The sequence below is a fragment of the Rhizobium sp. SEMIA 4085 genome, from assembly GCF_013004495.1.
GTDB lineage: Bacteria > Pseudomonadota > Alphaproteobacteria > Rhizobiales > Rhizobiaceae > Rhizobium > Rhizobium gallicum.
This window is the reverse complement of sequence record NZ_JABEPH010000158.1, coordinates 1-12,830: the sequence shown is the minus strand read 5'-3', so window position 1 is coordinate 12,830 and position 12,830 is coordinate 1. Positions and strand designations below refer to the sequence as shown.

Sequence of the window (12,830 nt, the reverse complement as noted above, 5' to 3'; positions counted from 1 at the left end):
ACCGCGATGCCAACCGGCCCGGGCCGTGGCTTGATGAGCTTGGCGCCGGTGCGCAGCGCAAGCCTTGAGCCGACCTGTGCGCCGAGGAACTGGCAGACGCCCATCATCAGCCCGACCGTCCAGAGCGTTGCTCCGAAGGAGGCGAAGACGATGAGCGCGCCGATGTTCGAGCCGAGGTTCAGAAGCTTGGTATGCGCCGTCGCTTTCAGCATGCCGAAACCTGCAAGCGTCACGAAGGAAAGCATGAAGAAGGAACCCGTCCCCGGGCCGAAAACTCCGTCGTAAAAGCCGATCAGCGGCACGAAGGTCATGCCGAAGACGAAAGGCGTGATGCGGCGGTGGGTATCGAGGTCGTTGAGGTTCGGCTTGAAGGCGAAATAGAGCGCGATCGCGACAAGCAGCACCGGCATGATGGCGCGCAGGACGTCGCCGGGCACGATCGTCGCAAGGGCCGCACCGAGCGCACCGCCCATAGCCGCCAACATGGCCATCGGCAGTTGTTCTCGAAGGTTCACATGGCCCTTGCGCGCATAGGCGATCGTCGCGGACGCTGCTCCGAAAACGGATTGTACCTTGTTCGTGCCGAGCGTCTGGAGCGGCGGAATTCCTGCGATCAGCATCGCCGGGACGGTGATGAGCCCGCCGCCGCCGGCGATCGCATCGACAAAGCCGGCAAAAAAGCCGGCAAGTGAGAGGAGAAGAAGAAGATGGGGAGCGATGTCGGACAAGGCGGAACTCGAAGGCAGGAATGAAGTCCGCGCCATGTTGCATTTCCGGCTTCCGGCTGCAATGGCTGGTGGGACAGGCATGCATTTCAAAATAGGCCGATGACCGGAATCACGTTCGATATTTCACGCCGCCATGTCCTCGGCCTCGGTTGCGAGCGCGGCACGCCGCCCGACGAAGTCATGGCGCTTGCAGCCGAGGTTTTGCGGCTCGGCGGTCTGGCGCCCGGTGTACTCGCCGCGATCGCGTCGATCGACGGCCGGGCCGGGGAGCCTGCTATTTTCGAGGCCGCCAGGCATTTCGGCGTGCCGGTGCTGTTTTTCAGTGCCGCACGCCTTGAGGAAGAGACGCCGCGGCTTAAGAATCCATCCGACATCGTCTTTGCCCGGGTCGGCTGCCACGGCGTTGCCGAGTCCGCTGCGCTTGCCGCTTGCGGCAGCAACGCAGAGCTTGCCGTGCCCAAGATCAAATCTGCGCACGCGACCGCGGCGATCGCCCGCATGCGGTTGCAGAAAGAATAACGGGCGCTATGGTGTCGCCACGTCGCGAGGCGTTTTCCGGCACGCGACGAACTGCATAAAAGGAAATCTCATGCACAAGGTCATTTATGACCCGGACCCGGGCGTCGATGACGCCATGGCACTCCTGTTCCTGCATCGTCACCCCGACGTCGATCTGATCGGCATCACGACCGTTTTCGGCAATGCCTCGATCGAAGCGACGACGCGCAACGCGCTGTTTTTGAAGCGCGAGTGGAATATTTCAGCCCCTGTCGCCAAGGGTACGGGTACGACGATCGACCCGTCGCGCAAGGAGATCGACTGGCCGACCTTCGTGCACGGCGACAATGGCCTCGGCAATATCGACGTGCCGGAGATGGTCGATGTGCCGCTCGATCCGCGCCCGGCATACCGGTTCATCGTCGACACCGTGCGCGCCAATCCCGGCGAGGTGACGCTCGTTGCCGTCGGCCGCATGACGAACCTTGCGCTGGCGCTGAAGGAAGATCCGGAGATCGCCAAGCTCGTGAAGGCCGTCGTCATCATGGGCGGCAATTTCTATGTGCCGGGCAATGTTTCGCCGGTCGCGGAAGCCAATATTCACGGCGATCCGGAAGCTGCCGACATCGTCCTGACCGCTCCCTGGAAGGTTGTGGTCATCGGCCTCGACGTGACCGCGGTCACGACCATGAGCCGGCGCTATCTCGCCGCTGCCGCCGCAGAGGGCGACAAGGCCGTCAAGCTGCTGAACGATCTCTCGCAGTTCTACATCGATTTCTACGCGCATGCGGTCGATGACGGAATGATGGTGCATGACAGCTGCGCCTGCGTCTATGTCGTGGCGCCGGAACTCTTTTCGACCATCACGGGTTCTGTTCGCGTCGTCTGTGGCGGTATTGCCGACGGCCCGACGATCGTGAAGCCGGACGGCCGCCGCTTCCCGCCCGGCGATTGGGACGGCCTGCCGAGCCAGATCGTCTGCACCGGCGTCGAGTCGCAAAAAGTGATCGGCCTCCTTCGCGAGACGCTGCTGCGCGCCTGATGAATTGCCGGACCGGCCGGCGTCTCCTCCGGCCGGTTCTTGCTGAATCCGATCAATGGGATGGCATGCTTTCCTTAAGTTCGGATTCAACCCTTTCCAAAATTGAGTCAGTTTCCATCCGGCAGCCTGTGGTGGGCTTTCACCGTTGCCGTTGACCTTGCCTGCTGCCGGGCATAGATCACCTGAATGATCGAAAGCGCATTCTCCCATCTGCCGGCGCTGGAGCCAGGCAACGTCTGGCTCGTCGGCGCCGGGCCGGGCGATCCTGGCCTGCTGACGCTGCTTGCCGCTAAGGCGATGGCGGAAGCCGATTTGATCATCCACGACGCGCTGGTGAACGAGGAATGCTTGATGCTCGCGCGGCCCGATGCCGTTCTCGAATATGCCGGCAAGCGTGGCGGCAAGCCTTCCGCGAATCAGCGGGATATCTCGCTTCGCCTGGTCGAACTTGCGCGCTCCGGCAAACGCGTGCTGCGGCTGAAGGGCGGCGATCCCTTCGTCTTCGGCCGTGGCGGCGAAGAGGCGCTGACGCTGGTTGAGCACAACATCCCGTTCCGCATCGTGCCGGGCATTACGGCGGGGATCGGCGGGCTCGCCTATGCCGGCATTCCAGTCACCCATCGCGAGATCAACCATGCGGTCACGTTCCTCACCGGCCATGATTCTTCCGGAATCGTGCCGGATGCGATCAATTGGGAGGCGATCGGCCGCGGTTCGCCGGTGATCGTCATCTATATGGCGATGAAGCATATCGCCCAGATCAGCGCCAACCTCATCGCGGCGGGCCGAAATCCGTCGGAGCCGGTCGCCTTCGTCAGCAATGCGGCAACCATCGGGCAGCAGGTTCTGGAAACGACGCTTGGCGAAGCACCGGCCGCTGTCGCGGCGTCCGGTTTGGAGCCGCCTGCAATTGTCGTCGTCGGCGAGGTCGTGAGATTGCGCCCGTCGCTCGATTGGCTGGGTGCCTTGGCGGGGCGCAGGTTACAGCCCGATCCGTTTCGCCGAACCGGAGGGAAGGTGACGGCATGAGCGGGTTGCTGATCGCTGCGCCGTCCTCCGGCTCCGGCAAGACTACGATCACGCTCGGCCTGCTTCGGGCGCTTCGCAACCGCGGCGTTGCGGTCGCTCCCGGCAAGGCCGGCCCGGACTATATCGATCCTGCCTTTCACTCCGCCGCCAGCGGCGCGCCGTGCCTGAATTTCGACGCCTGGGCCATGCGGCCGGAGTTGATTTCCGCCAATGCCGCGCTGCACCGGTCCGGCGATCGCATCCTGGTCATTGAGGCGATGATGGGCCTCTTCGACGGTGCGGCCGACGGCAAGGGGACCGCGGCCGATCTCGCCGCCATGCTTCGCCTATCCGTCGTGCTCGTTGTCGACGCTTCGCGCATGTCGCATTCGGTCGCGCCACTCGTCAGCGGCTTTGCGAGCTTCCGCGCTGATGTCCGCATCGCCGGCGTCATTCTCAACAAGGTCGGCAGCGAGCGGCACGAGACGATGCTGCGCCAGGCGCTCGATGCGATCCGCATGCCGGTCATCGCGGTCATCCGCAGCGACAAGACGCTGGCGCTTCCGGAGCGGCATCTGGGCCTCGTCCAGGCGGGCGAGCATCAGGGGCTGGAGGACTTTATCGAGCATGCTGCCGAAGCCGTATCCGACGAGTGCAAATTCGAGTTTCTTCTGCGCACCGCGCGCCAGGGCCTCAACGTTCCCTCGGCGGCGAATATCCATCGGCTGGCGCCGCTCGGAAGCCGGATTGCCGTTGCCCGCGACATCGCCTTTGCCTTTTGCTACGAACATATGCTGCTCGGCTGGCGCCGCCGCGGGGCAACAATCTCCTTCTTCTCGCCGCTGGCCGACGAAGCACCCGCCGCCGATGCCGACGCGATCTATCTGCCGGGCGGCTATCCGGAACTGCATGCCGGAGAGATCGCGGATGCGCAGAATTTCCGCCGGGCGATGGTCGAGGCTGCAAGGCGCGGCACGCGCATTTACGGCGAGTGCGGCGGCTACATGGTTCTTGGCGACGGGCTGATTGACGCCGGCGGCACGCGGCACGAGATGCTCGGCCTGCTGCCGCTTGTCACCAGCTATGAAGAGCGCAGCCGGCATCTCGGCTATCGCCGCGTTCAGCCGGTCGACGGGGCATTCTTCGGCCATGGCATGACGGCCCATGAATATCATTACTCCACTGTGGTTCGCGAAGGCGACGCCGACAGGCTCTTCACGGTGAGCGATGCTCTCGGCATCAGTCTCGGTGAAGCCGGCCTTCGCCGCGGCCAGATCGCTGGGTCTTATATGCATCTCATCGACCTTGCCGGAGCCGCCGCATGAGTGTTCCGATCATGCACGGCGGCGGGATCTCGGCCGCCGCCGCTGCCTTTGGCGGAAGGCCGGAGGATTGGCTTGATCTATCGACCGGCATCAATCCGTGCCCGGCGGCGCTGCCGGACATTCCTGCTGAATCCTGGCATCGCCTGCCGGACAAATATCTGGTGCAATCCGCCGTTGCCGCTGCCCGCGACTATTACCGCAGCGGCGATCTCCTGCCGTTGCCGGTTCCAGGGACGCAATCGGTGATCCAGCTTCTGCCCAGACTGGTCGAGCCCGGCGGGCGAGTAGCGATCGTCTCGCCGACCTACGGCGAATACGAAAAAGCGTTCCGGTCAGCCGGCTTTATCGTGGATGCGATCGATGGGATCGGGGCTGTCGACGACCGGCACGCGCTTGCAGTCGTCGTCAATCCGAACAATCCCGATGGCCAAAGCTATAAGCCGGACGAGCTAGCCGCGCTGCATGACCGGCTGAAAGGGCAGGGCGGCTGTCTCGTCGTCGACGAAGCCTTCGGCGATGCTGAGCCGAATTTGAGTCTCGTGCCTCTGGCATCGCGCCTTTCAAATCTCGTCATCTTCCGTTCGTTCGGGAAGTTCTTCGGACTCGCAGGTCTGCGGCTCGGCTTCGTCGTGACTGCAAGCGATATGCGCGAGCGTTTCGAGGATTGGCTCGGCCCTTGGGCGGTGTCCGGCCCGGCGCTGTCGATTGCCGCGTCCTTGCTGCGGTCGGATACGGCTCCGATCATCCGAAGGATCGCCGAGCGCCAGAATGCCTTGGAGGGCGTGTTGAAAGGCGCCGGTTTGGAAACGACCGGCGGTACTCGGCTCTTTTCGCTCGTCGTAGACAGTCGCGCAGGCCGCATTCACACGCATCTCTGCCGCCACCATATTCTCGTCCGCAAGTTCGACTATGCGCCGGAATGGCTGCGTTTCGGCCTCCCTCCCGATTTCGCCGCCGACAACAGGCTTGTGGTCGCTTTGGAAAGTTTTGACGGATGACGATCGACGAAAATCTCCTCGTGCTGTTGCTGGCGCTCCTTCTCGACCGGATCGTCGGCGATCCGGATTTGCTGTGGTCGCGGCTGCCGCATCCCGTCGTCCTCTTCGGCAAGGCGATTTCCAATTTCGACCGGCAGTTCAACAGCGAGACGCTGACGAAGGCCGAGCGGCGGCTGAACGGCACCGTCTCGATCACCGTGTTATTGGCGTTCAGCGCCGCCGCCGGGCTCGTGCTGCACTGGTTCTTCGGACTGTTCGGCTTTGTGGGAATTCTTCTCGAAGTTGCCTGCGTCGCGATCTTCATGGCGCAGAAGAGCCTTGCGGATCACGTTTCTGCGGTGGCAGAAGCCTTGCGCGGCGAGGGGATCGTCGGCGGCCGCAAGGCCATTTCCCGCATTGTCGGCCGCGATCCCGAAACGCTCGACGAGCCGGGAATTTGCCGTGCGGCGATCGAAAGCCTCGCCGAAAACTTCTCCGACGGCGTCGTTGCACCGGCGTTCTGGTATGTCGTCCTCGGCCTGCCCGGCCTCTTCCTCTACAAGATGCTGAATACCGCCGACTCGATGATCGGGCACAAGTCGGACAAGTACATCGATTTCGGCTGGGCCTCGGCTCGCCTCGACGATCTGGCGAATTGGCCGGCCGCCCGTCTTGCCATCCTGCTGATCGCCGCTGGCGCCTGGCTTCGGCGCGGCGCAAGCGCCAGCCGCGAGGCCTTCCAGGTAGCGATCCGCGACGGCGGTCTGCATCGCTCCCCGAATTCCGGCCGGCCGGAAGCGGCCATGGCCGGTGCACTTGATGTTCAATTGGCAGGTCCGCGTGTCTATTCCGGCATTGTCGTCAGCGAACCTATGATCAACGGCGCGGGCCGCGGCACCGCCACCGTCAAGGACGTCGAAGACGGGATCGCGGTATTCAATGCGAGTTGCATGATACTGGCGATCGCCGTGTTTCTGGCATTCGTCGCTCTGCTTTGACTGTGCTTCGCAGGAGAATTTCGGCGCTATCCAGATAAGAATGCTGGCCTGGTGTTCCGAGCCTCTATGCGAATTGCTGTTTCGGCAACAGTTGCCCGTCAAATTTGAAAGCAGATCATGCGAAAGCATTGGCTTTTGAAATGGATTTGCCTATGAGGGGGATGAATTCGTCATTGAAAGAGGTACAGCGCGTGACCGCTACATTCGATAAAGTTGCCGACATCATTGCAGAAACCAGCGAGATCGATCGCGAGACGATCACGCCGGAGAGCCATACGATCGACGACCTCGGTATCGATAGCCTCGACTTCCTCGATATCGTTTTCGCCATCGACAAGGAATTCGGCATCAAGATCCCGCTCGAAAAGTGGACGCAGGAAGTCAACGAGGGGAAGGTTTCCACCGAGGAATATTTCGTGCTGAAGAACCTCTGTGCCAAGATCGATGAGCTTCGCGCCGCCAAGGCCTGAGCGACACAGCTATCTTTTTTCTCCGCCCTGCCTCTGCGAACCGTAGCGGCCGGGCGGTTTTGTTCCTAACTAGGCGTATCCGGCGCTTGCTTTCCCGCCGGGCCGGAGGATCCGATGCTGCTGGAATATTTCCAGATGATTGACCGCGTGGAAGCGGTCGACCTAGAAAAGGGTGTGCTCAAGGCGCGTTCCGTTGTGCCGGCGAAAAGCCCCGTCTTCGAAGGCCATTTTCCGGGTATGCCGCTCGTTCCGGGCGTGCTTCTCATTGAAACCATGGCGCAGGCCTCGGGCATGCTGGTGCTGGCCGCGACTGATTTTGCCGCGATGCCGTTCCTGATGTCGGTGGACGGCGCCAAGATGCGCACTTTCGTCGAGCCAGAGGCGGTTCTCGACATCGAGGCGTTTCTGGAGCATGACGGGTCCGGTTTTGCCGTGACCAAGGCAAAGATCACGAGCGGCGGCAAGAAGGTCTGCGATGCGCAACTGAAGTTGCGCACCATGCCCTTCAGCGAGGTTCCGCTCGGCGATATCGTGAAAAAGCGCGCGGTCGAGGTCGGCCTGATGGATGCAATCGCCGCGCAGGGAGTAAAGGGATGAGCAAGGCTCAAAATGATGTCGTCATCACCGGCGTCGGTATCGTCACTTGTCAGGGCGTCGGCAAGGATGCGCATGTCGCGCTCTTGACGGCAGGCCGAGCACCGGAGCCGATCATCGAGACCGAGAAATTCAAGCCCTATCCGGTGCATCCGCTGCCGGAAATCGACTGGTCGCAGCAGATCGCCAAGCGCGGCGACCAGCGCCAGATGGAGAACTGGCAGCGCATCGGCGTCTTTGCCGCCGGCCTGGCGCTCGATGACGCGGGCTTCAAGGAGAATGCGGAAACCTGCGGCAGGATGGACATGATCGTTGCCGCCGGCGGCGGCGAGCGTGACATCAATGTTGATACACTGATCGTCGACGAGGGCCTCAAGCGCAATGATCGCGAGCTCTTACTCAACGAGAAGCTGACCACTGAACTGCGCCCGACACTCTTCCTGGCGCAGCTTTCCAACCTCCTTGCCGGCAATATTTCGATCGTCCATAAGGTCACCGGTTCGTCGCGGACGTTCATGGGGGAGGAGGCTGCAGGCATCTCCGCGGTCGAAACCGCATTCTACCGGATCAAGTCGGGCGAATCCTCGCATGCGCTCGTCGGCGGTGCCTTTGTCGCCGAGCGTCAGGACATGATTCTTTTGCCCGAATCGATCGGCGCTCACCTGCAGGGCAAATGGGCGCCGCTTTGGTCGCGCAAGGATACCGAAGGCGGCGGGATGATCCTGGGTTCGGCCGGGGCGTTTCTCGTTCTGGAATCGCGCAAGCATGCGGAAGCGCGGGGGGCGCATATCTATGCGACGATCGATTCCATCGAGGGCGACCGCGGTAACCGGAATGCCGGAAACCTTGAGGTTCGTCTCGAGCGCTTGCTGCAGCCGGCCAAGAATCTTGCGCCGGAAACAATTGCGATCTTCTCGGGCTCGACCGGCATGCATGATCTGGCAGAGCGCGAGAAGGCGGTTCTGGAGCATCAGCTTCCGGGCGCGGCCATCCGCGGCTTCGGCGGCGTGTCCGGCCATGCCATCGAAGCGCAGTTTACCCTTGGACTTGCCTTTGCGGCGCTCGCCGTCGACAGCAACGCGAAGGTGCCGCCTTTTGATGCCGCGCAGGAAAAACCGATGAGCGCGGGCACCACGGCCGCTGTCGTCACCGCAGTCGGCCACCAGCGCGGCGAGGGTGTCGCCGTTCTTTCCGCGGATGCGTGAGGAGTGATCAAATGACAGAAGCGACTTACAAGGATCATCTTGGCCGCCCGATCGTCGCGGTCACGGGTATGGGAATAATCACCTCGCTCGGCCAAGGGCTCAAGGACAACTGGGCGGCGCTGACCTCCGGCACTTCCGGGATCCACGGCATCACGCGCTTTCCGACCGACGGGCTTTCGACCCGCATTGCCGGCACTGTTGATTTCATCGATATCCCGGTGCCGAACGCCGTTGAGCGTTCCTACGCATTCGCCCGCGAAACGACGATTGAAGCGCTCTGCGATGCCGGTATCTCCGGCGATTTCAACGGTCCGCTCTTTCTCGCCGCGCCGCCGATCGAGCCGGAATGGAGCGCCCGCTTCGATCTCGCCGACCGTTCGCCGCCGTCCGACCATCCGGGCGATGCCTACGAGCGGTTCCTGGCCGCGATGCGCCAGCGCACGGATCCCGCCTTCCATGAAGCAGCACTCTTCGGCGCGATCTCCGAGCGTCTGGCCGACCGTTTCGGCACGCGCGGGCTGCCGGTGACGCTTTCGACCGCATGTGCATCTGGCGCCACCGCGATCCAGCTCGGCATCGAGGCGATCCGCCAGGGTCGTACCGATCGCGCCCTTGCGGTTGCGACCGATGGTTCGCTGAGCGCCGAAGCGCTCATCCGCTTTTCGCTGCTTTCCGCGCTGTCGACGCAGAACGATCCGCCGACCAAGGCCTCCAAGCCTTTCAGCAAGGATCGCGATGGTTTCGTCATCGCCGAAGGTGCAGCGACGCTGGTCCTCGAATCACTGGAAGCGGCTGTCGCGCGTGGCGCCAAGGTACTCGGCATCATGAAGGGCGCGGGTGAAAAGGCCGACTCCTTCCATCGCACCCGTTCGTCGCCGGATGGCGGCCCGGCGATCGCGACGATCCATGCCGCGCTTGCCGATGCCGGCATCGATGAAAGCGGCATCGGCTACATCAATGCTCACGGCACCTCGACGCCGGAAAACGACAAGATGGAATATGGCTCGATGCTTGCCGTCTTCGGCGAGCGCATGGCCTCCATTCCGCTGTCCTCCAACAAGTCGATGATCGGCCATACGCTGACGGCGGCTGGCGCGGTCGAAGCGGTGTTCTCGCTGCAGACCATGCTCACCGGCACGCTGCCGCCGACGATTAACTACAACAACCCGGATCCATCTATCGTTCTCGATGTCGTACCGAACAGGAAGCGCGAACAGCAGGTCTGCGCCGTGCTTTCGAACTCTTTCGGTTTCGGCGGGCAGAACGCCAGCCTTGTCATGGCGCTCGAACCGGCTTAAGCGGTTGCCGACACAATAAAAGAGAGAAGACGCCTTCGAGGCGAGAGGTTTTTTATGCGCGCTTTGCAACTGATCGATGACCGCAAGCTTGAGATCACCGATTTGCCGGAACCGGATGCTCCCGCTGCCGGTGAGGCGACGCTGCGCGTCAAGGCAGTCGCCCTCAACCATATCGACGTCTGGGGCTGGCGCGGCATGGCATTCGCCAAGCGCAAGATGCCGCTCGTCATCGGCGCGGAGGCCTCGGGCGTCGTGGAGGCGATCGGCCCGGGTGTCGCGAATGTCCTGCCCGGCCAGTTGGTCGCAATCTATGGCGCGCGCACCTGCGGTCTCTGCCGTCCGTGTCGCGAAGGCCGCGACAATCTCTGCGAACACGTCTCCGGCGTCCATGGCTTCCATCTTGACGGCTTTGCGCAGGAGAAGGTGAACCTTCCGGCCCGCCTGCTCGTTCCGGCCCCGCCCGGCGTCGATGCCATCGGCGCGGCACTGGCGCCCGTCACCTTCGGGACCGTCGAGCACATGCTCTTCGACAATGCCAAGCTCGAACCCGGCGAGACGATCCTCGTGCATGCAGGCGGTTCGGGCATCGGCACGGCGGCAATCCAGCTCGCCAAGAAGATCGGTTGCACCGTAATCACCACCGTCGGCTCGGACGACAAGATCGAGAAGGCCAAGGCGCTCGGCGCCGATCACGTCATCAACTACCGCACGGACCGCTTCGAGGGCCTCGTGCGCAAGCTCACGAAAAAAAAGGGCGTCGATGTCGTCTTCGAACACGTGGGCAAGGACACCTGGGCGGGCTCGATGCTGTGCATGAAGCGCGGCGGCCGCCTCGTCACCTGCGGCTCGACGTCGGGCGTTTCCACCGACATGAACCTGATGATGCTCTTCCAGCAGCAGCTGAAGTTGCTCGGCTCCTTCGGCTGCCGCATCGAGAATATGGCGAATGCCATGCAGAAGATGGGCCGCGGCCTCATTCATCCGGTCATCGACACCGAAGTCCGCTTCGACGATATCGACCGTGCGCTCGAACGCATGGAATCGCGCCAGATCTTCGGCAAGATCATCCTGAAGATGGACTGAACCGGTGAAGCTTTTCCTCACCCGGATCGTTCTGAAGCTCGAGCATTTCCGCCAATGGCTGATCGCTCAGCTGGCCTTTGGCTTCATGAATTTCCTGAAGTTGTTTCCGGCAGACAGCGCGATCCGATTTGCTGACTGGCTGACCCGCAAGATCGGTCCGCACACGTCGCGCCACAAGCTAATGCTCTTCAACCTGCGCAACGCCTTCCCCGAGAAGGGTGAGGCGGAGCTAAAAGAAATCGCCCTGGCGAGTTGGGGCAATATGGGACGGCTCGCCGCCGAATACGTTTTTCTGGACCGTTTGTTCGATTTCGATCCGGAAAGGACCGGTCCGGGCAGGGTGGAGGTCTCGGGGATCCCGATCTTCCTCGACCTGCGGGACAATCCCCGGCCGTTCATCGTTTTTACGGCGCATACGGGCAATTTCGAACTCCTGCCCGTCAGCAGCGCTGCCTTCGGTCTGCATGTGACGGTTCTCTTCCGTCCGCCGAACAATCCTTATGTCGCCCAGAAGGTCTTCGATTTCCGCAGCGCCCGCATGGGCAAGCTCGTGCCGTCGCATGCCGGCTCGGCCTTTGCGCTGGCGCGTCAGCTCGAAGCCGGGCAGGGTGTCGGCGTTCTCGTCGATCAGAAGTTCCGCAAAGGGCTGAAGACCACCTTCTTCGGCCTGGACACGAAGACGAACCCACTCTTGCCGAAACTCGTCCGTCAGTTCAACTGCGAGGTTTACCCCGCGCGCTGCATCCGGCTTGCCGGCAACCGCTATCGGCTGGAGATCGAACCGAAGCTGGACATGCCGCGCGACGAGAAGGGCAATCTCGACCTGACGGCGACCGCTCAGATGCTGAACGACAAGGTTGAAAGCTGGGTGCGGGAATACCCGGCCCAATGGCTCTGGTACCACGACCGTTGGAAGGTAAAGCACGAAGTTCTTAAGTGACGGGCTTTCAACCTCTTATATCTCATCCACTAAAACCCATGTGTCGTCCACGTTGAACTGAATCCTAATCATGTTATCCGTCGCTACTAGGGCGAGTAGCGGGATTCATGTTTATGTCATATGCGTTGAATTCTGCCAAAGCGGGGAGAATATGAATCCCATTGGAGAATAAGGGATCTGGAGGCGCCTTGCTCGAACTTTTGCAAGCTTTCTCATCGCGCTGCTCGCAGATCGAAGAGGCAATTCGTCTTGGCGACGATCGTCGCGTTGCAACCCTTGATGGTGGTTTCGAACTTTTGGTCGAAGTAATTGTGGACCATCACGCGGCCAACCTCATGGAGGTGTACATGCAGCTTCAGTTTGTCGGCTATCTGCTGCAGCAGGATGCCGGTGACGCTGCCAGCGTCAGCCATCACTCAACCAGGCTCATATCCCTTTTGGAGCGCTGTTTCGGCGCGCTGCCGCGTGCGGATGTTGCATTGCCGCGGGAATTGCCGCTACCTGCACCGAAGGCCTATGTGACCAATGTCGACAACGGGAATTTTCTCAATTCGGCGATTCTCGAGACCTTCCCGGATCGTGTTGCGGTGCTCACGCGCGACTACCGCTATCTTTATTCCAACCCGGGGGACTGAGCATATCTCGGACGAAGTGCGCTCGACAT

The 12,830-nt window shown here is 62.0% G+C and carries 14 protein-coding genes; 13 read left to right on the top strand and 1 reads right to left on the bottom strand.

Features of this window, described 5'->3' with window-relative positions; all coding sequences use genetic code 11:
- On the bottom strand, nt 1–728 hold a 728-nt coding region (locus tag C9413_RS16950), incomplete at its 3' end, for a TSUP family transporter (RefSeq protein WP_170250668.1).
- Nucleotides 729–827: 99 nt separating this feature from the next.
- Here C9413_RS16950 and C9413_RS16945 point away from each other — a divergent pair.
- From C9413_RS16945 to C9413_RS16885, 13 genes are all read left to right on the top strand, one after another.
- Nucleotides 828–1,247: a cobalamin biosynthesis protein gene (locus C9413_RS16945; RefSeq protein ID WP_039845161.1), complete on the top strand. Its 420-nt coding sequence runs from the start codon at nt 828–830 to the stop codon at nt 1,245–1,247.
- Between the two features lie 70 nt (nt 1,248–1,317).
- The gene (locus C9413_RS16940; RefSeq protein ID WP_170250667.1) at nt 1,318–2,268 is read left to right on the top strand and encodes a nucleoside hydrolase; all 951 of its coding nucleotides are present in this window, start codon (nt 1,318–1,320) and stop codon (nt 2,266–2,268) included.
- A 186-nt stretch (nt 2,269–2,454) separates the two neighbouring features.
- Nucleotides 2,455–3,297, top strand: a complete 843-nt coding sequence (cobA, locus tag C9413_RS16935) for a uroporphyrinogen-III C-methyltransferase (protein ID WP_039845159.1) — start codon at nt 2,455–2,457, stop codon at nt 3,295–3,297.
- Nucleotides 3,294–4,601 (top strand): cobyrinate a,c-diamide synthase, encoded by a 1,308-nt coding sequence (locus C9413_RS16930; protein ID WP_039845158.1) that lies wholly within the window; start codon nt 3,294–3,296, stop codon nt 4,599–4,601. Before cobA ends, C9413_RS16930 begins: the two co-directional genes overlap by 4 nt.
- A complete protein-coding gene (cobD, locus tag C9413_RS16925; RefSeq protein ID WP_039845157.1) occupies nt 4,598–5,599 on the top strand; it encodes a threonine-phosphate decarboxylase CobD in 1,002 nt (333 codons plus the stop codon). The genes C9413_RS16930 and cobD overlap by 4 nt, the downstream gene beginning before the upstream one ends.
- A complete protein-coding gene (cbiB, locus tag C9413_RS16920) occupies nt 5,596–6,576 on the top strand; it encodes an adenosylcobinamide-phosphate synthase CbiB (protein WP_039845156.1) in 981 nt (326 codons plus the stop codon). Before cobD ends, cbiB begins: the two co-directional genes overlap by 4 nt.
- 161 nt (nt 6,577–6,737) lie before the next feature.
- Nucleotides 6,738–7,046, top strand: a complete 309-nt coding sequence (locus C9413_RS16915) for an acyl carrier protein (RefSeq protein WP_133940147.1) — start codon at nt 6,738–6,740, stop codon at nt 7,044–7,046.
- A gap of 114 nt (nt 7,047–7,160) precedes the next feature.
- Nucleotides 7,161–7,643 carry a 3-hydroxyacyl-ACP dehydratase FabZ family protein gene (locus C9413_RS16910; protein ID WP_039845155.1) on the top strand — a complete coding sequence of 161 codons (483 nt, stop codon included), beginning with the start codon at nt 7,161–7,163 and terminating at the stop codon, nt 7,641–7,643.
- A complete protein-coding gene (locus C9413_RS16905) occupies nt 7,640–8,845 on the top strand; it encodes a beta-ketoacyl-ACP synthase (RefSeq protein WP_039845154.1) in 1,206 nt (401 codons plus the stop codon). The genes C9413_RS16910 and C9413_RS16905 overlap by 4 nt, the downstream gene beginning before the upstream one ends.
- An 11-nt stretch (nt 8,846–8,856) precedes the next feature.
- Nucleotides 8,857–10,143, top strand: a complete 1,287-nt coding sequence (locus C9413_RS16900) for a beta-ketoacyl-ACP synthase (protein WP_039845153.1) — start codon at nt 8,857–8,859, stop codon at nt 10,141–10,143.
- Between the two features lie 54 nt (nt 10,144–10,197).
- Nucleotides 10,198–11,226 carry a zinc-binding dehydrogenase gene (locus C9413_RS16895; protein WP_039845152.1) on the top strand — a complete coding sequence of 343 codons (1,029 nt, stop codon included), beginning with the start codon at nt 10,198–10,200 and terminating at the stop codon, nt 11,224–11,226.
- A gap of 4 nt (nt 11,227–11,230) precedes the next feature.
- Complete coding sequence (locus tag C9413_RS16890; protein WP_039845151.1) at nt 11,231–12,166, top strand: lipid A biosynthesis lauroyl acyltransferase; 936 nt, start codon at nt 11,231–11,233, stop codon at nt 12,164–12,166.
- A gap of 188 nt (nt 12,167–12,354) precedes the next feature.
- A complete protein-coding gene (locus C9413_RS16885; RefSeq protein ID WP_170250666.1) occupies nt 12,355–12,801 on the top strand; it encodes a hypothetical protein in 447 nt (148 codons plus the stop codon).
- Nucleotides 12,802–12,830 lie beyond the last annotated feature (29 nt).

Bases quoted from the DNA above. Each gene is read 5' to 3' on its own strand.
- C9413_RS16945 (WP_039845161.1), top strand. From the start codon at position 828: ATGACCGGAATCACGTTCGATATTTCACGCCGCCATGTCCTCGGCCTC.
- C9413_RS16940 (WP_170250667.1), top strand. From the start codon at position 1,318: ATGCACAAGGTCATTTATGACCCGGACCCGGGCGTCGATGACGCCATG.
- cobA (WP_039845159.1), top strand. From the start codon at position 2,455: ATGATCGAAAGCGCATTCTCCCATCTGCCGGCGCTGGAGCCAGGCAAC.
- C9413_RS16930 (WP_039845158.1), top strand. From the start codon at position 3,294: ATGAGCGGGTTGCTGATCGCTGCGCCGTCCTCCGGCTCCGGCAAGACT.
- cobD (WP_039845157.1), top strand. From the start codon at position 4,598: ATGAGTGTTCCGATCATGCACGGCGGCGGGATCTCGGCCGCCGCCGCT.
- cbiB (WP_039845156.1), top strand. From the start codon at position 5,596: ATGACGATCGACGAAAATCTCCTCGTGCTGTTGCTGGCGCTCCTTCTC.
- C9413_RS16915 (WP_133940147.1), top strand. From the start codon at position 6,738: ATGAATTCGTCATTGAAAGAGGTACAGCGCGTGACCGCTACATTCGAT.
- C9413_RS16910 (WP_039845155.1), top strand. From the start codon at position 7,161: ATGCTGCTGGAATATTTCCAGATGATTGACCGCGTGGAAGCGGTCGAC.
- C9413_RS16905 (WP_039845154.1), top strand. From the start codon at position 7,640: ATGAGCAAGGCTCAAAATGATGTCGTCATCACCGGCGTCGGTATCGTC.
- C9413_RS16900 (WP_039845153.1), top strand. From the start codon at position 8,857: ATGACAGAAGCGACTTACAAGGATCATCTTGGCCGCCCGATCGTCGCG.
- C9413_RS16895 (WP_039845152.1), top strand. From the start codon at position 10,198: ATGCGCGCTTTGCAACTGATCGATGACCGCAAGCTTGAGATCACCGAT.